The 23,274-nt window shown below is 36.2% G+C and carries 18 protein-coding genes, 1 tRNA gene and 3 rRNA genes; 10 read left to right on the top strand and 12 right to left on the bottom strand.

The annotated features are described in order from the left end of the window. Nucleotides 1-8: 8 nt before the first annotated feature. The 3 genes from MOV50_RS06750 to MOV50_RS06740 all read right to left on the bottom strand — a co-directional run bounded on the left by MOV50_RS06750 (nt 9) and on the right by MOV50_RS06740 (nt 3,286). The gene (locus tag MOV50_RS06750) at nt 9-854 is read right to left on the bottom strand and encodes a hypothetical protein (RefSeq protein WP_321777149.1); all 846 of its coding nucleotides are present in this window, start codon (nt 852-854) and stop codon (nt 9-11) included. After that, nucleotides 851-1,852 carry a hypothetical protein gene (locus MOV50_RS06745; RefSeq protein WP_321777148.1) on the bottom strand — a complete coding sequence of 334 codons (1,002 nt, stop codon included), beginning with the start codon at nt 1,850-1,852 and terminating at the stop codon, nt 851-853. The genes MOV50_RS06750 and MOV50_RS06745 overlap by 4 nt, the downstream gene beginning before the upstream one ends. Before the next feature lie 156 nt (nt 1,853-2,008). Continuing rightward, a complete protein-coding gene (locus MOV50_RS06740) occupies nt 2,009-3,286 on the bottom strand; it encodes an OmpP1/FadL family transporter (RefSeq protein ID WP_321777147.1) in 1,278 nt (425 codons plus the stop codon). Nucleotides 3,287-3,732: 446 nt separating this feature from the next. Between MOV50_RS06740 and MOV50_RS06735 the strand changes: the two genes are divergently transcribed. Together MOV50_RS06735 and MOV50_RS06730 are read left to right on the top strand one after the other, a co-directional pair. After that, entirely contained in the window at nt 3,733-4,938 is a 1,206-nt protein-coding gene (locus tag MOV50_RS06735) for an IS3 family transposase (RefSeq protein ID WP_321777146.1), read from the top strand. Nucleotides 4,939-4,996: 58 nt separating this feature from the next. Continuing rightward, on the top strand, nt 4,997-5,920 hold the full coding sequence (locus MOV50_RS06730) for an IS30 family transposase (protein ID WP_321779646.1): 924 nt from the start codon (nt 4,997-4,999) through the stop codon (nt 5,918-5,920). Nucleotides 5,921-6,079: 159 nt separating this feature from the next. On the opposite strand, the gene rrf is transcribed toward MOV50_RS06730, so the two are convergent. The 4 genes from rrf to MOV50_RS06710 all read right to left on the bottom strand — a co-directional run bounded on the left by rrf (nt 6,080) and on the right by MOV50_RS06710 (nt 11,619). Next, nucleotides 6,080-6,195 (bottom strand): 5S ribosomal RNA (rrf, locus tag MOV50_RS06725). A 348-nt stretch (nt 6,196-6,543) separates the two neighbouring features. Continuing rightward, nucleotides 6,544-9,451 (bottom strand): 23S ribosomal RNA (locus MOV50_RS06720). Between the two features lie 399 nt (nt 9,452-9,850). Then, nucleotides 9,851-9,926 (bottom strand) — tRNA-Ala (locus MOV50_RS06715). Between the two features lie 173 nt (nt 9,927-10,099). Continuing rightward, nucleotides 10,100-11,619, bottom strand: a 16S ribosomal RNA gene (locus MOV50_RS06710). Together the 16S, 23S and 5S rRNA genes with 1 tRNA gene alongside form the textbook arrangement of a ribosomal RNA operon. Nucleotides 11,620-12,269: 650 nt before the next feature. Here MOV50_RS06710 and MOV50_RS06705 point away from each other — a divergent pair. After that, nucleotides 12,270-12,968: a Bax inhibitor-1/YccA family protein gene (locus MOV50_RS06705; protein WP_321779625.1), complete on the top strand. Its 699-nt coding sequence runs from the start codon at nt 12,270-12,272 to the stop codon at nt 12,966-12,968. Then, nucleotides 12,961-13,374, top strand: coding sequence for a thiamine-phosphate pyrophosphorylase (locus tag MOV50_RS06700; protein WP_321779624.1), 414 nt, complete (start codon nt 12,961-12,963; stop codon nt 13,372-13,374). Before MOV50_RS06705 ends, MOV50_RS06700 begins: the two co-directional genes overlap by 8 nt. Here the strand turns inward: MOV50_RS06700 and MOV50_RS06695 are convergent. From MOV50_RS06695 to MOV50_RS06680, 4 genes are read right to left on the bottom strand one after another with little or no spacing between them, the layout of a single operon-like run. After that, nucleotides 13,358-14,044 (bottom strand): methyltransferase domain-containing protein, encoded by a 687-nt coding sequence (locus MOV50_RS06695; RefSeq protein WP_321779623.1) that lies wholly within the window; start codon nt 14,042-14,044, stop codon nt 13,358-13,360. The two genes, MOV50_RS06700 and MOV50_RS06695, sit on opposite strands and share 17 nt — an antisense overlap. Continuing rightward, the gene (locus MOV50_RS06690) at nt 14,041-14,838 is read right to left on the bottom strand and encodes a metal ABC transporter permease (protein ID WP_321779622.1); all 798 of its coding nucleotides are present in this window, start codon (nt 14,836-14,838) and stop codon (nt 14,041-14,043) included. The genes MOV50_RS06695 and MOV50_RS06690 overlap by 4 nt, the downstream gene beginning before the upstream one ends. Nucleotide 14,839: 1 nt before the next feature. Then, the gene (locus MOV50_RS06685; RefSeq protein WP_321779621.1) at nt 14,840-15,604 is read right to left on the bottom strand and encodes a metal ABC transporter ATP-binding protein; all 765 of its coding nucleotides are present in this window, start codon (nt 15,602-15,604) and stop codon (nt 14,840-14,842) included. Next, on the bottom strand, nt 15,601-16,539 hold the full coding sequence (locus MOV50_RS06680; RefSeq protein ID WP_321779620.1) for a metal ABC transporter substrate-binding protein: 939 nt from the start codon (nt 16,537-16,539) through the stop codon (nt 15,601-15,603). The genes MOV50_RS06685 and MOV50_RS06680 overlap by 4 nt, the downstream gene beginning before the upstream one ends. A 93-nt stretch (nt 16,540-16,632) precedes the next feature. Between MOV50_RS06680 and secG the strand changes: the two genes are divergently transcribed. From secG to pyrE, 3 genes are all read left to right on the top strand, one after another. Beyond that, nucleotides 16,633-16,995 (top strand): preprotein translocase subunit SecG, encoded by a 363-nt coding sequence (secG, locus tag MOV50_RS06675; protein ID WP_321779619.1) that lies wholly within the window; start codon nt 16,633-16,635, stop codon nt 16,993-16,995. 75 nt (nt 16,996-17,070) lie between these two features. Then, nucleotides 17,071-17,628 (top strand): ribosome recycling factor, encoded by a 558-nt coding sequence (gene frr / locus MOV50_RS06670; RefSeq protein WP_321779618.1) that lies wholly within the window; start codon nt 17,071-17,073, stop codon nt 17,626-17,628. A 20-nt stretch (nt 17,629-17,648) separates the two neighbouring features. Further along, nucleotides 17,649-18,257, top strand: a complete 609-nt coding sequence (pyrE, locus tag MOV50_RS06665) for an orotate phosphoribosyltransferase (protein WP_321779617.1) — start codon at nt 17,649-17,651, stop codon at nt 18,255-18,257. A gap of 37 nt (nt 18,258-18,294) precedes the next feature. On the opposite strand, the gene MOV50_RS06660 is transcribed toward pyrE, so the two are convergent. Then, nucleotides 18,295-19,923, bottom strand: coding sequence for a cation:proton antiporter (locus tag MOV50_RS06660; RefSeq protein WP_321779616.1), 1,629 nt, complete (start codon nt 19,921-19,923; stop codon nt 18,295-18,297). A gap of 114 nt (nt 19,924-20,037) precedes the next feature. On the opposite strand from MOV50_RS06660, the gene MOV50_RS06655 reads away from it, so the two are divergent. The 3 genes from MOV50_RS06655 to MOV50_RS06645 are packed head-to-tail and all read left to right on the top strand — an operon-like array spanning nt 20,038 to nt 23,270. Next, nucleotides 20,038-21,657 (top strand): CTP synthase, encoded by a 1,620-nt coding sequence (locus MOV50_RS06655; protein WP_321779615.1) that lies wholly within the window; start codon nt 20,038-20,040, stop codon nt 21,655-21,657. A 36-nt stretch (nt 21,658-21,693) separates the two neighbouring features. After that, a complete protein-coding gene (recJ, locus tag MOV50_RS06650; protein ID WP_321779614.1) occupies nt 21,694-23,070 on the top strand; it encodes a single-stranded-DNA-specific exonuclease RecJ in 1,377 nt (458 codons plus the stop codon). Nucleotides 23,071-23,075: 5 nt separating this feature from the next. Next, the gene (locus tag MOV50_RS06645; RefSeq protein WP_321779613.1) at nt 23,076-23,270 is read left to right on the top strand and encodes a hypothetical protein; all 195 of its coding nucleotides are present in this window, start codon (nt 23,076-23,078) and stop codon (nt 23,268-23,270) included. The last annotated feature ends 4 nt before the right edge of the window (nt 23,271-23,274 follow it).

The raw sequence follows: 23,274 nt of genomic DNA, 5'->3' as shown, positions 1-23,274 counted from the left end.
AACAAGCTTTATTTAAAAGGCTTTCTTAAGTCTTTTACTATAGCACCTGGTACAGAACCAATAGTCATAAACTCTCCCATAGTTAAAAGCGGATAACTTAAAGCTAGATAGTATTTAGCTTCTAAAGAACTAGCTTTCCCATTCTCAATAGAAATACAATAAGGAAGAACAGTAGCATTTGCTCTACCTATCTTTTTAACGAATTTTTTTGTTCTTTTTCCTAAATCGTAACCCAAAAGTGTACTACGATCAGAAAGTTTAAGTTCAAATATAAGAAGCTTCCCTTTTTTATAGGTTTTTGCTTTTGCTAGTAACTCTTCATTTGTTCCAAGTCCTAATTCGTCTACATCTTTATAATAAGGCATACCCATCATAAAATGAAACCCACTCAAATTATCAAATTTTAGTTTGTCTTTTGAACCTTTAAGTCCTGCAAATTCTTTATTTATAGCTTCTAGTTGAGCATTAAAAACTGCGTGATTATATTGTACTTGCATAAATGCTTTTCCAAAATACACAGGGTTAGTAATACTTATAGTTTGTTCTTTTTTATCAACAAACATTCGTAAAACTGCCGCATGTGCGCGACCTGGTTTTGCAGCTTGTGTTTTTAAAGCTTCATTTGTAAAAACAATAGTGGTACCTTTTTTCACAGGCTTATAAGTTGCAATTACTTCAAAACCAGCATTTTCAAGTTTGCTCTGCGCCTCTTTAGCATCTATGAAAGAGCCTTGAAGATAGGCACTAATTTCTTTGCCTTCTAGTCCAGTTTTTGGTGCCTCTGGTCCAGATGCACTACATCCAGTTAAAACAAAAATCGATACTGTAACTAAACTTGCAAGTAACTTTTTCATATCTCTTTAGCTCCCAAGCTTTTCATAATTTGGATAATTTCAGCATCTAAATCATCAACTGATTTACCCATTACTTTATCTTTTATATTTAAAGCAGCTACCCAAGTGCTAAGCATAGGCATACCAATTATTAACTTATTTGAATCTTTTTCTATATACATATACATAGAACAAGGAGCAAAAGCACCAGCGTCTGGACGACCTTTGTTAAACATATTGTACGAGTATGTAAAATGACATAAAGAGTAAACAAAATATGCATCATATTTATCAAACTCTAAATCAGCATCATCATATGCTTCTTTAAAGTTCTTAAATCCAGCAATAATATACTCTTTATCTTCAAACGCTTCTTCAAGACCTTCTTGAAATTCATCAAGATAATCTTCCAAATCTGCTGGTCTATCAAAAATTACCTCAAAGTTCATCATCTTTTTTGCAGGTAAAGAGCTATATTGACTTATCTCAACTTTTCCACCAATCTCTTTTTGCACTAACTCATCAAGAGCAGGAAACATAGCTTCAAACTCACTTCTTATAGCCTTATCTTTAACCCCTACAATATCAAGCATCAAAGATGGAACTATATGTCCAACATAAGTTTTGTTTTCATTCTTATTTTTATATATATGAAGGTTAAATGGTGAAAATCCACCAAGCTCTGGAGCCTTTAAAAGTAATGGACGAAGTGCCTCATCATTTGCAACTGAGAAAAAACCAAGGTTATCTAAACGCTCAACCCACTCAGGGTCATATTGAGGATTTGGCTTACCATCTTCTAAAGTTTTTGTGCCATACTTAACTTTATACGCGTCATTTATTCTAGCATGAGGATCTGAGAGAATAAAACCAACACTCTCTATCTTTTTATTTACAAGAGCGTTGTATTGTTTCTCAGCATCTCCATCGACTACATTAAATCTTACAGCCTCTGCGCCAAAAGCAATAGTAGCAGCAATACTAAGTGCAAGTATTGTTTTTAAAAGTTTTATTAACATTTTTTTTCCTTAAGTGGGATTAAGCGATAATTATCACAAAGCTATCACTTTATTATTATGATAATTGTATCATAATAATAAAATAATTCATCTGAAATTTTAACTTGAAAAGGGATGTCACCAGAAAGGTGACATCTTGTTGAAGAAGAGTTTGCTTTAAAACTCGAATTTTGCGGCTACTGTTATTGCAGTTTGTTGATGTTTTGTAGTAATATCGCCTGCTCCAACTGTTTTAGCACTTACTGTATTACTAGTTTCTGGAGCGTATGTAAATGCCATATCTAATGCAAGATTTTTACTTAAACTATAACCGCCACCAAAAGTAATCGTTGACTCAACAGTTGCAGGAAACATAACATAGTTAAACATGTTCATTGTATCACCATCTGTATTTGCTCCACCAGCGACACTTTTTGTACTTTTATTATCAGGGATAGGGTTTTTACCATAGTTAAAACCACCACCTAACCAAAACTTATCTGTTTTGTATCTAACACCAAGAGCATAAACTGTTTGGTTTTCCCAACCAAAATCTTTATAACCTTTTGCATCTCCCCATTGAATTTGTTTAAAGTCCATAGTATATGTCATTTTATCCATATCATACGCTATACCAATGCCATATTCAGCTGGTTGCTCTAACTCATCACCTTTAGCTGCAAGTCCACCACCTGCTACATTAGCTCCATAACCAAATGCTGCGGCTGCTTTAGAGATTTGATCTCTATAATTCATCTCTATTGAAGACTTATATACTGCACCAATTGTTAATGCTTTCATAGGATTATAATAAGCACCAAGTTGAAAACCAAAGCCATAATCATCTGAAGGGCCATTCCCAATATGAGTAGTTGGATTTTGATCAAAATCAATAGATAATGTCCCATATTGAGCTATACCTGTCACACCAACACCAAAGGTGTCAGTTCCATAAGCAAGTGATGGAGCAAATTGCATTAGCATCAATGAACTCCTCATATTATATAAATCTACATTACCAGTTGCATTATTAACACCTTGACTTCCTCTATAGTCGGTTCCCATACCTGCTGTACCAAACATTCCTAATGAAAAAACCATCTTATCGTTAATTCTATGAGATAATGAGATAACGGGGATCATACTTAACTGCTGATTACTTGTTTTATCTACACCTGTTCCTATCGCTCCTACTGCACCTTTTGTTGAAGATGATGAAACCTTGGGCATAAAAATAGTTCCACCAAAGTTAAACTCACTATTTGATTTAGTTTTTGCAACTAAAGCTGGATTTGTTAAAGCATTAGCTGAACCTGTAAACATCGCTACACCTGTTCCACCTAAAGCTCTAGAGTCTGCACTAAGACCTATCATGTGATCACCATTTGTTGCGAACGCACTCGTTGCACCTAAAGCTAATGCAGCTACTACTGCTAATCTAATTGTTCTTTTCATTTTCTCTCCTATGAGTAAATATATATTTTAAGATAAATTATTATCTTGATTAAACTTATTATATGAGAGGTTATTTTAATTATTTATTAAACTTCATTATTAAGTAATATATTTATATTGTATAATTTATAAAAATTAATACCAAAATGAATAAATAGTTAGTAAATTATACTTTTTAAACTCTAAAAAGAGGAAATAAGCCAAAATAACTACCCAATTTAATAAAAATATTTAATTTAGTGAATAAATTAAGAAAGTAAATTTTGTGATAAAATTTTTACATTGTGTATAATTGTAACAATATTATCACAATTAAATCATAAATGTTTCAAATATATACAAGATAAATTTATAAAAGTATAATGAACCCCTAAAACTGAACCAGTAAAATTTGTTTTCTTATTTCAAAAATGATAAAATTGAAATAGAGAATATAGGAATTAAATATGAGTGCAAAAAGAAAAAGTTATAGTGCAAATTTTAAAGCAAAAGTAGTACTGGAAGTTTTAGAGGGTGAAAAAACTGTTAATGAAATAGCTAGTGGATATGAAGTCCTACCTCTAAGTTTAAGAAATTGGAAAAAACAGTTTCTTGAGAATATGTCATTAGCATTTGATAAAAGTACTGTTGTAAAAGAATACAAAGATGAAATTGATACTCTTAAATATGAAAAAGATGCAATTGCAAAAAAACTTGGAGAGACAATTGTTGAGAAGGATTTTCTTGTGGAAAAGCTAAAAAGCTTGGCCTCATCTAAAGAGAGAAAAACTCTACTTGATGCTAAGCATAAATTATCACAGAATAAGCAGTGTCAATTGCTACAGGTAAGTAAGTCGAGTTTGTACTATACTCCAACTAAACCGTTTAGTAGAGGTAAAGACTTGAAAATATTAGATGCTATAAATAATATATATTCAGACTTTCCATCATATGGAAGTAGAAGAATTCATGCTCAACTTTTAAGAGATGGGTATAGCATAGGGAAAAAGTTCGTTAAGAAAGCTATGAAGTATATGGGTATAGAAGCCTTGTATCCTAAGCCTAAGACCACTACAGCAAACAAAGAACATTATAAGTATCCATATCTCCTAAAAGATTTTAGAGATTATGCTGGACGTGTTGTAATTGAAAAAACTAATCAAGTCTGGAGTACAGATATTACTTATATCAAACTGGAAAAAGGCTTTGTATATTTAGCCGCAATAATAGATTGGCATAGTAAAAAAATACTCTCATGGAAACTTTCTAACACAATGGATATTTCCTTAGTTAAAAGTGTGTTAAATGAAGCACTCGCATTTTATCCTAAACCAGAGATATTTAACACAGACCAGGGAAGTCAATATACTTCAAAAGTTCATGTTGATATTCTCAAAAAACACAACATTAAAATTTCAATGGATGGAAAAGGTAGAGCTACTGATAATATTTGCATCGAAAGATTCTGGCGAAGTATTAAGTATGAAGAAATTTATCTGAATGAATATAAGAATATAAAATCTCTCAATCGAGCAATAAAAATATATATGAACTCTTACAACAAAAAAAGATTACATTCGGCGATTGGATATAAAACTCCAAATGAAGTTTATTATAAAGCTGTCAATAATTTAGATCCTAAAGGAGCAAAACTGTTACCACTGGTATCGTAAAGAGGTAAAATAAGAAAACTTGTTTTACTGGTCTTGAAAAAGGGAACCATTATAAGCTATAAATATTGAAGTTCACCACTCAACAATATCAAGAGAGCTAAAAAGAAACTCACTTGATAATAATGAATACAATGCTGTTAATGCAACAATAAGTGCAAGATTAAGGTATCAGTACAAATCTAAGAATAGAAGACTTACCAAGAAGCACACAAGCTATATAAAAAAATCTATGAAAGAAGGCTGGAGTCCTGAGCAGATAAGTGGACGAATGGCTCTTGAAGATTTAAGACCTGTAAGCCACGAAACTATATATAGATATATTTACCACAACAAACGAAGTGGTGGGAACCTCTATAAATACCTTAGACATAAAAATAAGAAGTACACCAAAAGAAGTGCTTCATACCGCAGTCGTGGACAAATAAAGAACCGCATACCAATAGATTTCAGACCAGCTGTAGTGGAAGATAAATCAAGAGTTGGTGATTGGGAAGTTGATACTATTATTGGGAAGAACCATCATCAAGCAATAGTTACGCTTGTAGATAGAAATTCAAAGTTCACACTAATGAAAAAAGTACCAGCCAAACAAGCTAGAGTTGTGACAGATGCAATCGTCCATTTATTGAAACCTTTTCAAGCTCATACACTGACAATTACAAGTGATAATGGTAAAGAGTTTTCATATCATGAAGAAGTAGCTAAAGCACTTGATACTGAGTTTTACTTTGCTAATCCATATCAGTCTTGGCAAAGAGGTTTAAATGAACATATGCCCGAACAAAGTGACAAATGCCCTTGGGGTGCTAATGGTTTGATTAGAGAATATTTTCCAAAGAAGATGCCTTTTATAGACATCACAGATGAACAAATTGTTGAAGTTCAGAATAAACTAAATCGTAGACCTAGAAAGATACTTGGGTACAAAACACCAGCAGAAGTATTTTTCGATACAATTACTTCATCTTATGTAGCAGTTTAATCAGGTGTTGCACTTACTATTTGAATTGGCGTTGTTAAAAGTAAATATGGATAAAATAGATAATGTCTGGGAGATAAATAAAAGTTTAATAGAATAAAAAAGTAAAAAAAATAGAAGGTATTAGTAAAAATAGTTTAAGAAGTAAGTAAGAAATGATCAACTAGGCAGCGACCTACATTCCCACAGATGCAATCTGCAGTATTATCAGCGATGAGAGGCTTAGCTTCTGGGTTCGGAATGGGACCAGGCGTTTCCCTCTCTCTATAGCCACCTAGACAATCACATATAAAGATACCTAAGTATTTTTATATGTGACTGTATGAGTCAATATGAGTGAGTACTCATTAAATATTAATTGCTAAAGTCTGGCTCTAAAAGCCGATACTCCCGTCGCTAAAGCGTAAGTGGGGTACAACACCATCTTAGTAGATAATCGGGGTCATTGGTTGAATATTTTATTGCAAAGCAATGAAATATTAAAGCTGTGACCTCTGTAAGGCTAAACAAACAGTTAAAACTGCCTATTAAGTTTACATCTTCAAAGAACTAAATAACTTCTGCGCTTTAGCGCTAATACACTAAACAAGGTAGTGAACGAATTGTATTTCTAATTAAAGAAATGTATAAAAAAGACAAACGATCTATTAGTACTGGTCAGCTAAACAGATTGCTCTGCGTACACATCCAGCCTATCAAGCAGTTAGTCTTACTGCGATCTTCAGGGAGAGTTCATCTTAGAGTTGGCTTCCCGCTTAGATGCTTTCAGCGGTTATCTCATCCGTACGTAGCTACCCAGCGATGCTCTTGGCAGAACAACTGGTGCACCAGTGGTACGTCCAACCCGGTCCTCTCGTACTAGGGTCAGCTCTCTTCAACTCTCCTACGCCCACGGAAGATAGGGACCGAACTGTCTCACGACGTTCTGAACCCAGCTCGCGTACCGCTTTAAATGGCGAACAGCCATACCCTTGGGACCTGCTCCAGCCCCAGGATGCGATGAGCCGACATCGAGGTGCCAAACCTCCCCGTCGATGTGAGCTCTTGGGGGAGATCAGCCTGTTATCCCCGGCGTACCTTTTATCCTTTGAGCGATGGCCCTTCCACACAGAACCACCGGATCACTATGACCGTCTTTCGACTCTGCTCGACTTGTATGTCTTACAGTCAGGCTAGCTTATGCCATTATACTCTACGAGGGATTTCCAACCCCTCTGAGCTAACCTTTGTAAGCCTCCGTTACTCTTTAGGAGGCGACCGCCCCAGTCAAACTACCCACCAGACATTGTCCTCGCACGAGATAATCGTACCGAGTTAGCTATCAGAATATTCAAGGGTGGTATCTCAAGATTGCCTCATCATAATCTGGCGACTATGAATCAATGGCTCCCACCTATCCTGCACATGAATATCCCAATAGCAGTGTCAAGCTATAGTAAAGGTGCACGGGGTCTTTCCGTCTTTCCGCGGGTAGGAGGAATTTTCACCTCCACTACAATTTCACTGGATCCATTGTTGAGACAGCTCCCATCTCGTTACGCCATTCATGCAGGTCGGTATTTAACCGACAAGGAATTTCGCTACCTTAGGACCGTTATAGTTACGGCCGCCGTTTACTTGTGCTTCAATTCATGCCTTCGCAAAGCTAAGCAATCCTTTTAACATTCAAGCACCGGGCAGGCGTCACACCCTATACATCCTCTTACGAGTTAGCAGAGTGCTGTGTTTTTGGTAAACAGTCGGGAGGGACACTTTGCTGCGACCTTGTAATGCTTTGGGAAGTAAATTCCCTAACACTTAAGGCACACCTTATACCGAAGATACGGTGCTAGTTTGCAGAGTTCCTTAACAATGGTTCTTCCACGCGCCTTAGAATACTCATCTCACCCACCTGTGTTGGTTTACGGTACGGGCAACATTACATCTCGTTTAGAGGCTTTTCTCGGCACGACAGTATCAACGATTCAGTTCGCTCTCCGAAGAGATTGAACTGCCTGTAAGATCTCGGTTGCATGAGAAGCGGATTTTCCTACTTCTCAACCTACTTCCTTCGAGCCACTATTCCATCAGTGACCTCGTTTAACTCTATGCGTCCCCCCATCACTCAAATGATGTAATGTCGGTATAGGAATATTAACCTATTTGCCATCGTCTACCCCTTTCGGACTCGACTTAGGTCCCGACTAACCCTACGATGACGAGCATCGCGTAGGAAACCTTGGGTTTACGGCGAAGGAAATTCTCATTCCTTTTCTCGCTACTCATGCCTGCATGCTCACTTCCATCCGCTCCAGTACTCCTTACCGGTATACCTTCAGCGCTGAATGGAACGCTCTCCTACCACTTGGTAGTTATACCAAATCTAAAGCTTCGGTGTTTATCTTAGCCCCGTTATATTTTCGGCGCAGAATCGCTAGACCAGTGAGCTGTTACGCTTTCTTTAAAGGATGGCTGCTTCTAAGCCAACCTCCTGGTTGTCACAGCAACTCCACATCCTTTTCCACTTAGATAAAACTTTGGGACCTTAGCTGTTAGTCTGGGTTGTTCCCCTCTCGACATAGGATTTTATCACCCTACGCCTGACTCCCGAGGTTACACATACAGTATTCGGAGTTTGATAGGGTTTGGTACCGCGGTAAGCAGCCCTAGCCCTGTCAGTGCTCTACCCCTGTATGCTAATGCTCGAGGCTATACCTAAATATATTTCGGAGAGAACCAGCTATCACTAAGTTTGATTGGCCTTTCACCCCTATCCACAAGTCATCCCAACAGTTTTCAACCTGTACGGGTTCGGTCCTCCACTGGCTCTTACACCAGCTTCAACCTGCTCATGGATAGATCACTTAGTTTCGGGTCTGCAGCATCTAACTATGTCGCCCTATTAAGACTCGCTTTCGCTACGGCTCCCCGTTAGGTTAACCTTGCTAGATACCACAACTCGCAGGCTCATTATGCAAAAGGCAGTCCGTCACACTTGTATTACCGAAGTAATACAATAGTGCTCCGAATGATTGTAAGCCATAGGTTTCAGGTTCTATTTCACTCCGCTCACCGCGGTCCTTTTCACCTTTCCCTCACGGTACTTGTTCGCTATCGGTCTAGTAGTAGTATTTAGGGTTGGAGGGTGGTCCCCCCATATTCAGTCAAGATAACACGTGTCCCGACCTACTCGTTCCTTAGTCTAGTATCATATAAATGCTTTCGCTTACGGGAGTATCACCCTCTATGCTCACTCTTTCCAAAGTGTTCTGCTAACATCTATATTATCACTAAGTGCCCTAATCCAATTTCGCTCGCCGCTACTCTCGGAATCTCGTTTGATTTCTTTTCCTTCAGGTACTGAGATGTTTCACTTCCCTGAGTTCGCCTCTATATAAATATAGATAACATGAATCGCTCCATGCTGGGTCGCCCCATTCAGAAATCCCCGGATCAAAGCTCTTTGGCAGCTCCCCGAGGCTTTTCGCAGCCTAATACGTCTTTCATCGCCTCTACTAGCCAAGGCATCCACCTATGGCCCTTAATATCTTTTTTAATTAATATTAAAATGTTTGAATAAGATTTAACTCTTACTCTTTGTTATTCTAATTTGCGTTCACTACCTTGGTTAATGTATCATTTATATTCCCATTAAGAAATGCTTATGCCCTTGTGGTACAAGTTCCTTAATTCCGCTTGGACCGCTGTGGTCACTAAAGCTAAATATATATTCAACAAATAATCAAGTTAGTAATTTGTTTATTGTAGTTATTTAGTTTATAATTAATAATTGACTTATCTTATAATTTAATATACGATTCGTTTCTTATTATTATATGTTGACTTTAACAATTATAATTTAATGAACAAGACTAATATAAATAGAAGTCTAATAAAAAAGCTAAATTTCTTTAGTTCTTTTATTAAGCTTCTTGTAGTATGAATTTCCAAAAATGGTGGAGAATAACAGGATCGAACTGTTGACCTTCTACGTGCAAGGCAGACGCTCTCCCAGCTGAGCTAATCCCCCACTTTTATGTAATAATAGTAAATTCCATAAATCACTGAAAACTAAGCAAGTAAAGACTAATAATAACTAATATCTTCGACAGAAAAGAATTTAGTTCTTTTCTGCATTGGCTTTTACGCCTTATGAGATTTTCTTTGTAAGATAAACAAATGAATGTTTACTCTTTACTCTAGAAAGGAGGTGATCCAACCGCAGGTTCTCCTACGGTTACCTTGTTACGACTTCACCCCAGTCGCTAATTCCACCGTAAGTGGTAGCCTCCCGAAGGTTAGCTTCCCAATTTCGGGTGAAATCAACTCCCATGGTGTGACGGGCGGTGAGTACAAGACCCGGGAACGTATTCACCGTAGCATTGCTGATCTACGATTACTAGTGATTCCAGCTTCATGGAGTCGAGTTGCAGACTCCAATCCGAACTGAGAGACGCTTTAAGAGATTAGCTCCACCTCGCGGTATCGCAACTCTCTGTACGCCCCATTGTAGCACGTGTGTAGCCCTAGCCGTAAGGGCCATGATGACTTGACGTCGTCCTCACCTTCCTCCTCCTTGCGAAGGCAGTCTCTTTAGAGTGCCCAGCTTAACCTGCTGGCAACTAAAGACGAGGGTTGCGCTCGTTGCGGGACTTAACCCAACATCTCACGACACGAGCTGACGACAGCCGTGCAGCACCTGTTTTCATGCTCCCCGAAGGGCACCTCTGTATCTCTACTGAGTTCAATCAATGTCAAGGCTAGGTAAGGTTCTTCGCGTATCTTCGAATTAAACCACATGCTCCACCACTTGTGCGGGTCCCCGTCTATTCCTTTGAGTTTTAATCTTGCGACCGTACTCCCCAGGCGGAACACTTAATCTGTTAAGTGCATCACCGAGATGACAAGCATCCCGACGACTAGTGTTCATCGTTTAGGGCGTGGACTACCGGGGTATCTAATCCCGTTTGCTCCCCACGCTTTCACGCCTTAGCGTCAGTAATGTTCCAGGAGATCGCCTTCGCTTTCGGTATTCCTAGTGATATCTACGGATTTTACCCCTACACCACTAATTCCATCTCCCCCTCCCATACTCTAGGTTAGTAGTTTCAAATGCAGTTCTACAGTTAAGCTGTAGGATTTCACATCTGACTTACCAACCCGCCTACGCGTCCTTTACGCCCAGTGATTCCGAGTAACGCTTGCACCCTCCGTATTACCGCGGCTGCTGGCACGGAGTTAGCCGGTGCTTATTCATATGCTACCGTCATTTTCTTGACATATAAAAGGAGTTTACACACCGAAATGCGTCATCCTCCACGCGGCGTTGCTGCATCAGGGTTTCCCCCATTGTGCAATATTCCTCACTGCTGCCTCCCGTAGGAGTCTGGTCCGTGTCTCAGTACCAGTGTGGCGGATCATCCTCTCAAACCCGCTACCCGTCATTGCCTTGGTAGTCTCTTACACTACCAACTAACTGATGGGATATAGTCTCATCTCGAAGCGAAAAAACGTTTACCAACTCTACTTATGTAGAGAAGGACTATTTGGTATTAATCATCGTTTCCAATGGCTATCCCAATCTTCGAGGCAGATTAACTATATATTACTCACCCGTGCGCCACTCGTCAGCAACTAGCAAGCTAGTTCTGTTACCGTTCGACTTGCATGTGTTAAGCACGCCGCCAGCGTTCACTCTGAGCCAGGATCAAACTCTCCATAATTATCTGTTTCCTTGAAACGGAACAAGTCCCGTTTCAATTCCTTGCACTAAAGCTACAAACTAACAAGTAGTTTGAGAATTGATGTTTGGAGTTTAGAAACTTTTATCATGTAAAGTACTTATTGCTAAGTATTACTGATCTTTTGCCCAAGAATTAAAATTCATTGGCTTTGATTGTTTTATAGTCTAAACTAACTACTGCTTAAAGTATTAGTTACGACTTTTTGTATAGTATCTATTACTATTTGGGAACCATACATAACCTAAGTTATATCTGGTAACTAATAGAATAGACGGTTGTTGTTATATTAGTTATTTCTAAGTAACATTTCCAACTTAATAGTTATTATTAAGTCTATTACTTGCTTAGTTTTCAATGATCTCAAACATCTCTGAACCTCTTATGGCTCTTGACTCCTAAACTTTAGGTGTCTGTGTTTGTGGATGGGAATTATAGACAAAGCAACCTTTAATGTCAATAGTATTTGAAAGAAATATATAAATTTAAACTAAAGTGTTTATTTTTACTATCTTAATAACAAAAATTGTAAAATTACACTTATATAGTATAGAATAAATTTCTTTGTTGCTATGCATTAACTCTTTAAATATAAAATCCTCTCAACAAAACTATTCCTTAAGGAGGAAAATATGGGACTATATGACCGTGATTACGCTAGAAGCGATTCATTTACTTATGAAAATGCCGCAAAAAGCGACACACAAATTATCTCTTTTGTAAAAGAAACATATAAACTCTTCGCTGCATCTATGATGGCTGGCGCAGTTGGCGCTTATGTTGGTGTTCCTCTAGCAGAAGCTATTGCCGCGTGGTTTTTACCACTGTTCTTATTGGAAATCGGACTATTAATTGGTCTTCACTTTGTAAAACATAAGCCCGGGATTAACCTTATGGTTATGTTTGCTTTTGTATTTATGACAGGTTTAATGCTAGCTCCTTTGCTTGCACGAACACTTGGCATGGCTGGAGGCGGTGCTATTATAGGTAATGCTTTTGCAATGACATCAGTAGTTTTTGGTGCTATGAGTTTTTACGCTATTAAAACAACTAAAGATTTTACATCTTATGGTAAACCTTTAATGATTGCTCTTTTTGTTATCATTGGTTTTTCAGTACTTAATATGTTCTTGGGCAATCCAATGTTCAGCGTTATTATCTCTGGAGCTGTTGTACTACTATTTAGCGTACTAGTTATCTATGATACTCAAAACATTATGAGGGGTGCTTATGAAACTCCAATAGACGGAGCAATTGCACTTTACTTAGACTTTTTAAATATCTTCACTGCTTTATTACATCTATTTGGAATATTTGGTGGCGATGACTAAAAATCAACTATCACCCGAACTTTTTCGGGTGTGTGATGCAAACATAAATAGACTAAAAGAAGGTATTCGCGTAGTAGAAGATATTATGCGTTATCGTGACAACAACAAAACTCTCTCAAAACAACTCAAAGAACTTAGACATAAAGCAATCATTCAAGAAACTACAGAACTCTTGACATACAGAGATAGCATAAACGATGTTCTTCGTCCTTCTACAAAAAGTGAACTAACTAGAATAGATATAAAAAGTATAATTCTTGCAAACTTTAAAAGGGCACAAGAGTCTTCACGAGTTTTAGAAGAAATTTTTAAACTTAGCAATATAACATATAGTGAGAATTTTAAATATATCAGATATGAACTTTATAATCTTGAAAAAGAAATAGTTCTTAAAGAGAGTGAATAAAAACAACCTCAAATTCTAAATAATTTAACGGATACTCATTTAGTAGTTTTTTCGTTTGTTTATAATCTAGCACTTTTCTAGCACCACTTACTCCACTGTTTTTTATATACTTAAACATCTCTCTTGTTGAGTGAAACTCTAATTTATACTCTACAACTTCAAAACTTGCGTCAAAATATTTTTCTTGAAGTTTATTTATTGCATCTACACTTCTTAAAAGTGGTTTTATAGATGCTGTTTCACTTAAAGTTTTAAAAGTATTTTGCGTAAAAATAGCTAAAGCTACTGGTGCATTCAACTCTTTTATATTTTTAAACACCATCTCAAGGTCATCTGCCCACTGCAAAGCAGATGCTGAAAAAATATAATCATAACTATATGTTGATAAGTTTTCAAAAAGTGTTTTATCGTTAAAGTCACCATAGATGCATTCACAATTTTTTGCTTTTGGATGTAGTTCAAGCATGCCAGCCGCGAAATCTACACCTGTAAAATGTTTATACTTCCATGTAAGGCTGTCATGTAAACTACCACTACCACAACCTAAATCTAAAATATTTCTAGGTTTTCCTTTAACATTTTTGAGTAGTTTTTTTATGACTTTTTTTTGGATTATATTATAGCTACCGTACTCCGTAGCATGTTTTGAAAATTCTGAGCTTACCTTCATCTTTTGTTACTAACTAAAGAAACTATGAAAATAACTAAAATAGACAATACGATAGTAGCCCCAGAAGGAAGTGAGAAGTAAAAAGAAAGGGTCATGCCAGAGATAACACTAAGTAGAGCAAAAACTAAAGAGATAAGAATTGTCTTTACAAAACCCTGTCTAAACTGAAGCGCTGAAACAGTAGGTATAACCATCAATGCCCCAATAAGTAAACTCCCAACAACCCTAATAGAAAGAGCAATAATAACAGCAACAATACTCACAAGTAAAAAGTTTAATAATTTGACTTTTATTCCGCTTGTTTGCGCTACTTCTTCATCATAAGCAATAAAATAAAACTCTTTTGAAAAGGCAAGTAGAACTCCTAAACACAGTACTCCAAATATTGCTATTGTCCAAACATCTTGTGTACTTACAGATAAAATGGAGCCAAAAAGATAAGAGAATAAAGAGTTGTTAAAAGCACCTCCTAAAGAAACTATGATTACTGCTATTGCCAAAGAACCAGAGAGTAGTATGGCTAGAACAGCATCTGAGTACAAAGAAAACTGACCTCTTAAATACTCGATAAGCCATGCCGATAAAATAGATACAATCACAGCCATCCAAATAGGGTTCAAGCCTGCAACCAAGCCAACAGCAACACCAACAAGAGCTGCGTGAGCAAGAGTTTCACTTATCATCGAGTAGCGTCTAAGTACAATAAAAGTTCCACTAACAGAAGCAAGAACGGCAATAATCATACCTGCCAAAAAAGCTCTTTGCATAAAATCGTAGGAAAGCATTTCACTCATCTTAATGCCCATGCTTATGGTTGTGAAGTAGATGAGCATCTATACCGTAAAGCTCACTCATCTCTTCACAACTCAAAGCTTCTTTTGGGTTATTGCAGATTGTTGCTTTTTGATTAATCGTAAAGAGCCTAGCTATATCATCTGCTATCACGCCTATATCGTGGGTAATAAATACTATTGTTATTTTTTCATTTGTATTTAATTCTTGTAAAAGGGCATAAAACCTTTTTTGTGAAGGAACATCCACCCCTGTATTTGGCTCATCTAAAATCAAAATTTCTGGTCTGGATGCTAATGCTCTAGCTATCATAACTCTTTGTCTTTGCCCGCCAGAGAGTGTTCCAATCATCTTATCTTTTAACTCGCTAACATCCATTTTTTGCATTGCATCTAGGACGATTAATTCATCTTCTTTATTAAAACTTTTAAAAAAACCTTTTTGCGAGATTCTTCCCATCTTAACAACATCTTGCACAGTAGCAGGAAAAGAGGCGTCTACATGAGTCGCTCTTTGAGGAACATAACCTATCTTCCCCCACTCTTTAAACTTTTTGATTTTTTTTCCAAAGATTCTAACCTCGCCACTAGTGGGAGCATCTAAGCCTAAAAGAATTCTAATTAGTGTTGTTTTTCCGCCACCATTTGGTCCAATGATTGCAATATACTCTGCGCTATAAATCTCAAAAGAAATATTTGAAAGTATCTCTTGACCTTTTATTTTAAAAGTAAGATTTTTTACATCAAAGATAGGAAGTGAAAACTTCATTCACATTCCAAAGCTTTTGAGATTTTTTCTAAATTTTCTAGCATTATGGTTTTATAAGAGAGTTTTTTATCAGCTTCATCACGCGTGATATTTCCTAAAGGTTGAAGAACATCAACGCTAACTTTTGCCTCGTTCGCTATGCTTTTTATAGCCTTATCACTTACAAAACTCTCAAAAAATACAGTTGAAATGTTATGCTCTTTTATGTGCTGGATAAGTCTAACCATACTCTTAGCACTTGGCTGAGCATCTGGAGAAAGACCACTTAGTGCTTCAATACCAAAACCATAGTTTTTACTTAAATATGAAAATGCATTATGATTTACTATGATTGTGTCTTTTTTACAATTTTCAAGTGTTGTTTTATACTTAGCATCTAGACTTTCTAACATTTTTATATAATTATCTCGATTTGTCTCAAACAGCTCTTTATCTTTTGGAGATAATTTTATAAACTCTGTACAAACAAGTTTTGTAGCTATTATCATATTTTGTATATCCAACCAATAATGTGGGTCAGATGCTTCATCTTCATGGTGAGCATGATGAGCATGATGAGAGTGTTCATCAGCATCTAGACTATTAAGCTTCACATATTTACTCATATCAACAACTCTCGACTTAAACTCAAAAGAGTGTGTCCAAGGTTCAAGTCCCGCTCCACTGTAAATAACTAAATCGCTTTGTAAAATTTTAGCCATTAACTTTGGCGTTGGTTCAAAACTATGAGCATCTACGCCAAAAGGTAGAATCATTGTTATTTCAAAAGTATCTTGTGAAATATGTTTGGCAATATCATAGATGCTAAAAGTAGAAATAGCAACGCTTTGTTTTTCATTTTGCTGTTGGAGTTCTTTATCTTTTTTTGAAACATACATCTGTAAGAGAAAAGTAGCGATAACTAAAATAAAAATAACATTTCTAAAGTCTTTCATAATTGTCCAATATTTTTATGAAATTATATCCAATTTTGTAATAATTAGATTATTTGGGTATAATTCGCCACTTTTTAAACTTAGGATATATAAATGACAACTAGTTTTTTACTTATTGTTCAGATAATTTTAGTCGTAATACTAGTAATAGCTGTACTTTTACAAAAAAGCTCAAGCATAGGTCTTGGCGCATATAGTGGCTCAAACGAGTCTGTTTTTGGTGCTAAAGGACCAACTGCTTTTTTAGCTAAGGCTACATTTCTTATAGGGTTTTTATTTGTTTCAAATACTATTGCTCTTGGTTACCTTTACTCAAGTGGTGCTCAAGCATCTGTAGTAGATGGCATCGTTGAAACAACAAAAGTTGTTGCTCCCGTTGCTACTACTCCTGTCGCAGCACCAGTTGCTATTCCCGTTGCAAAAGAGGCAACTCAAACAACCAACACAACAAAATAGTTGCATTTTTGCAACTATTTCCATCTTTTAAACTATTCTCGCTACAATATTAAAATATTTTTTTAAGGAAGATAAATGCTAAATGAAATATATGACGCATGTGAAACTAAAATGGCATCAAGCATAGAACATATGCAAAGAGATTTTAAAACACTTAGAACGGGAAAGGTAACAACTTCTGTTTTAGACAATGTGAAAATCGATTATTATGGAACTCCTACTTCTCTTGATCAAGTTGGCTCGGTAATCGCTGTAGATGCTACAACTATTGTAATCAACCCGTGGGAGAAAAATCTACTATCAATTATAGAGTCAGCTATCTCTGCAGGAAATGTTGGAGCAAGTCCAAACAATGATGGTGACCTAATAAAACTATATTTTCCAGCGATGACAGTAGAACAAAGAAAAGAATCTGTTAAACAAATGAAGGGAATGGGTGAAAATGCAAAAGTTTCTATAAGAAATGATAGAAAAAATGCTAATGACCAAATAAAAAAACTTGAAAAAGATAAAGAAGTTACTCAAGATGAATCAAAATCTGCTCAAGATTCTATACAAAAAACAACTGATAAATTTACTACAAAAATAGAAACTATTTTAAAAAACAAAGAAACAGAAATACTAAAAGTTTAATTCAGTTAAAGGTAAGCAAGATGGATGTTAAAAATATATATATGGATGCAGATGCTCTTTTAGAAGGTCATTTTAAACTTAGCAGTGGAAATCACTCACAGTTTTATCTACAATCTGCAAAAGTGTTAGAAGACCCAAAAACTGCAAAAACTTTAGCAGATGCACTTGCTAAACAAATCAAAGAAAGCGGGCTTAAAATAGACACCGTTTGTGCTCCAGCACTTGGTGGACTCATCGCAGGTTTTGCCCTAGCTCAGGCTCTTGGGGTTCGTTTTATATTTGCTGAGAGAGTTGATGGCGTTATGAATATTCGTCGTGGCTTTGAAGTAAGTAATGGTGAAAAAGTTTTAATGTGTGAGGACATCATTACAACAGGTGGTTCTGCTATGGAAGCGGCTAAAGTTGTAAAAGAACTTGGTGGTGAGATAGTTGGTGTTGCAGCACTTGCAAACCGTGGTTTTTGTAAACGAGAGCATAGTGATATTCAAACAAAACCTAACTGTAAACTTCCTCAAGATATACCATTTTTTGCTCTTGCAGATTTCACATTTGAAATGTACTCTCCAGATGCTTGTCCATTGTGCAAAGATGGAAGTAAAGCTATAAAACCAGGTTCTAGAGGCAATTAACTAATAGTCCGAAAAAGGAACAAGTCCCTTTTTCTTCTTACTTCGTATTATATTTTAACTGACAAGTAAGCATTCTCTCAACTAAAACTCGTGCTACTTCTATTTTACCATCGACTATAACATCAACGCCTAAATCTTTTAAAGTATTTTTATGTTCTAGTGAAGTAACTTTTGCGATAAGGTTTATGTTTTTTGTGTGTTTTAAAACAGCTTCACAAACTGCTCTTTTTTTATCTATATTATCAAGTGTAACTATCACAGCAGATGAACTTTCAGTATGCAAGGCTTCAAGCATTGAGAGTTTTGACATATCTCCAAGATAAGCTTCTAGCCCTTTATCTATAGCTTCTTGAACATGCTTTGGAGAGTTGTCTATAACAATATATGGAGCATCCATCATCTCTAGATGCTCGGCAACAAACTTACCAACAACACTATATCCACAAACTATTACATGATTTTCTCGCGTGGCAAACTCTGTGACATCTAAGGACATATACTCTTCATGCGTAAAATAATCAACTATGGCATTTATGCGAGTTATAAAGAATGGTGTCACCATCATAGAAAAAATAACTACAAGTATAAAAAGTGCTCCCAGTTCAGGTTCTAAAAGATTAGCAGAAAAAGCAACAGCAAATATAACAAAAGAAAACTCTCCAACTTGAGATAATGCCAATGCTGTTTTTAAAGAAGTTGAGTGTTGAGAAGTTATACGAAGTAAAACATAAATGATAATAGTTTTTAAAACTAAAACTAAAGCAAAAATACCTACAACTAAAGCGATATTGTTCATAAAAAAGACTACATCAATTTTCATACCAACAATGATGAAAAAAGTTCCTAAAAGTATATCTTTAAAAGGCGCTATATCAACCTCTACTTTATGATGATATTTTGTTTCAGCGATTATCATTCCAGCTACAAAAGCACCTAGAGAATGAGTAAACCCCATAAACGATGCTAAAAGAGATGCACTCACAACTATGAACAAAACCGAACCCATAAACAACTCATCAACTTCACTAGATGCAGAAAACTTTAAAAGCCAAGTCATAACCCTTTTACCTACAACAAAAAGAAGACCAATTACCACCACAGCACTTATTGCGGTATCTCGTAAGATTATCACAATGGACTGATCTCCCTCTGTTGTTAAAAATCCAAGCAAAATCAAAATAGGGATAACTGCTATATCTTGAAAAATAAGTATCCCTGTTGCTCGTTGTCCATAAGGAGAATATATCTCTTTTGAACTTTTCAAATAACTCAAGACCACTGCGGTTGAAGATAAAGCAAATGCGAGAGAAAGAATCAAAGCAGAACTTTCTTGCATCCCAAAAATATAATGACTAATAGCGTAAATAACAAGAGCAGTAAAACCTACTTGCATAAAACCATTTAAAAATATCTCTTTTTTCATACTCCCCATCTTCGCTAGAGAGATTTCAAGACCAATAGTAAACATTAAAAAGACAATACCAAATTCACCAATATACTCTAAGGTATGAGAATCATTTAAATACCTCAAATCAAAAGCATAAACCAAAATAGTACCAGTTATAATGTAGCCAATAATTGATGAAACACCAAGTCGTCTTAAGAACAGATTTAAAACAGTTGAAACACCCAGTGCCATCACGATATAAAGAAGAGTCGAGTCCATCAAAAACCTTATATTTTTTAAAAGCATTATATAATAATTAATTGTAACTATACATATTTTAAGAGATTCTATACTATAATTCGCGATTATTAAAATCTTTTTGGAGTGTGAATTATGACTAAATATATTTTTGTAACTGGTGGTGTACTAAGTTCTCTTGGTAAGGGAATTACTGCTGCTAGTGTTGGTACTTTACTTAAACACTCAGGTAAAGAAATAGGTATGTTAAAAATAGACCCCTATATAAATGTTGACCCTGGAACTATGAGCCCACTAGAACATGGTGAGGTTTTTGTTACAAAAGATGGAGCAGAAACTGACCTTGACATCGGAAACTATGAACGATTTCTTGATAGTTCTTATCTAAAATCATCTAACTTTACAACGGGGCAAGTATATTCTAGCGTAATCGAGCGTGAGCGCGCGGGTGGCTATCTTGGTCAAACTATTCAAGTTGTTCCTCATATTGTTGGCGAGATTGTAAATCGCATAAAAAAAGCGGGAAAAGGTCACGAAATTCTTATTGTAGAACTTGGTGGAACAGTTGGAGATATAGAAGGTTTACCTTTTATGGAAGCTATTCGTCAAATGAAACATGATGATGAAGTCGCTGGAACTTTTTTCATTCATGTAACTCTTATCCCTTACATAAAAGCTGCTGGAGAAATGAAGTCTAAACCAACTCAACACTCTGTTCAAGAACTTCGCCGTATCGGAATTACTCCTCAAATGATTATCGCAAGAAGTGAACGACCTCTTCCAAAAACTTTTAAAAAGAAACTTTCAATGAGTTGTGATGTTCCACAAGATAGCGTTATCGAAGCTCTAGATGCTGCTACAATTTATGATATTCCTGTTACTTTTTTAAGACAACATATCTTAAAGCCTATTGCAAAAGAACTCTCCCTTGGCGACCTTAATCCAGATATGGGAGAATGGGATACTTTAGTTAAAAAAATAGTTCAACCACAAAACAAAACTGTTGTGGGTTTTGTTGGGAAATATCTTGAACTCAAAGAAGCATATAAATCTTTAACAGAATCTTTAATCCACGCCGGTGCTCACCTAGATACTAGAGTTGAGATTAATTGGGTTGATAGCGAAGAGATAGAAGAGAGAGGGGCCCAAGAGCTTTTAGGCGATTGTGATTCTGTTTTAGTTGCTGGTGGTTTTGGAAATCGCGGTATTGAAGGTAAAATCAAAGCGATACAATACGCAAGAGAGAACAAAGTTCCTTATCTTGGCATCTGCCTTGGAATGCAACTAACACTTGTTGAGTATGCTAGAAATGTTTTAGGTCTTGAAGGTGCTAATTCTATTGAGTTTGACAAAGATACACCTCACCCAATGATTTATCTTATAGATAACTTTTTAGATCAAAGTGGAGGCACTCAACTTCGTACTCATAAATCTCCAATGGGAGGAACTCTTCGTTTAGGAGAGTATCCTTGTGACACAAAAGCTGGCTCAATCTTAAGAAATGCCTACAACGGAGAAAAAACTATCTTAGAAAGACATCGTCATAGATATGAAGCGAATCCATCTTACCGTAAAGAATTAGAAAAAGCTGGAATGATGGTAACAGGGGAAGCTAGCGGACTTATAGAGACTGTTGAGATTAAAGATCATCCATGGTTTTTAGGTGTTCAGTTCCATCCAGAATTTACCTCGAGACTTCAAACTCCAAACCCTGTGATATTGGCTTTTGTAAAAGCTAGTTTAAACGCACAGTAACTAAGGAACCTCGAATTTATTCGAGGTTAACAAAACTTGAAAACACTAAATAAACAAGAACTTTATAACACTCTCTCCTCTCGTTTTAAAGATGAAGAAAAAAAACTCTCACAAATTCCAAACCCTGCTCTACTTCAAGATGCGAGTAAATCAGCTACGAGGATTTCCAATGCTATTACCAACAAAGAAAAAATCACTTTGGTTGGAGATTATGATGTTGATGGAGTAAGTTCAAGTGCAATAATGGTGGACTTTTTTCGACAGATTCCATATCCTCTTGAAGTTATCATACCAAATCGATTTAAAGATGGATACGGTGTATCTCCTAGCGTTTTGCAAAGAGTAGATGCTGAGTTAGTTATAACGGTTGATAATGGCATCTCCGCTATTGAGGCTGCAAAAATTTGTAAAGAAAAAGGTATTGACCTCATCATAACAGACCATCATACTCCTTCTAAATTTTTACCAGATGCTTATGCTATTGTTGATCCGAAACTACAAACTTGTAAGTATCCTTTTAAAGAGATTTGTGGAGCACAGGTTGCGTGGTTGCTTTTAGCACTTGTTAAAAAAGAGTTGCATCTAGACATTGATATGAAACAATTTTTAGACATTTTAGCCATTGCAATTATTGCAGATATTATGCCTCTTGTAGATATAAATCGAACTCTTGTAAAAGAGGGTTTAAAAGTTCTTATGAATTCTTCCCGTCCTTCTTCTATAATAATAAGAGATTTTTTAAATAAGTCTTGGATTTCTAGTGAAGATATCGCCTTTATGATTGCTCCTCGTATAAACTCGGCAGGAAGACTAGAAGATGCATCTATTGCCTTAGAGTTTTTCACAGCGATAGACACAAATAAGGCCTACAAGCAGTTTGAACTCTTAGGCAAGTTAAACGACCTAAGAAAAGAAACAGAGGCTCAGACGACAAAAGAAGCAATGTTGAGCGTAGATGCTACTGCTAACATCATAGTCGTGGCAAATGAAGGTTGGCATGAAGGAGTTGTGGGCATCGTTGCGGCAAGACTTGTTGATAGATTTGGAAAACCTGCCATAGTATTGAGTATAAAAGATGGCGTAGCAAAAGGAAGTGCTAGGAGTATTGGCGATGTTAGCATCTATGAACTAATAAAAGAAAGTGAACACTTGTTAAGTAAGTTTGGCGGTCATAAAATGGCTGCAGGATTAGGACTTAATGAAAAAGATATAAGTGCTTTTAGAGATGCTATAAATCAAAGTGCATCTAAACTAAACCCGAATGATTTTTTACCAAAAGAAGATGCTCTTGGTATTTTATCTACTGATGAGATAGATTTAGAACTTTTAGATTTACTACAAGAGTTTGAGCCTTATGGCGAAGCAAATCCTCGTCCTTCATTTTACTACAAGATGCTGAGGTTGTTAGTATAAAACTTATGGGAAGTGATAAGTCACACTCAAGAATTGAAGTAAGACAATACCCACATCAAAGAAAAACTCTTGAACTCATCGCTTTTCGTAAAGTTTATGAGATGCCACAAAACAGAAAAATAACATGCAAATACTCAGTTACAAAAAATGAATTTAACAACAGGGTTTCTGTTCAACTTTTAGTAAATAAGATTTACTAATCTT

Origin of the sequence: Sulfurimonas sp. (assembly GCF_029027585.1) — a bacterium.
Classification (GTDB): domain Bacteria; phylum Campylobacterota; class Campylobacteria; order Campylobacterales; family Sulfurimonadaceae; genus Sulfurimonas.
The sequence above is the reverse complement of the archived record's forward strand: the minus strand, read 5'-3'. Positions and strand labels throughout refer to the sequence as shown.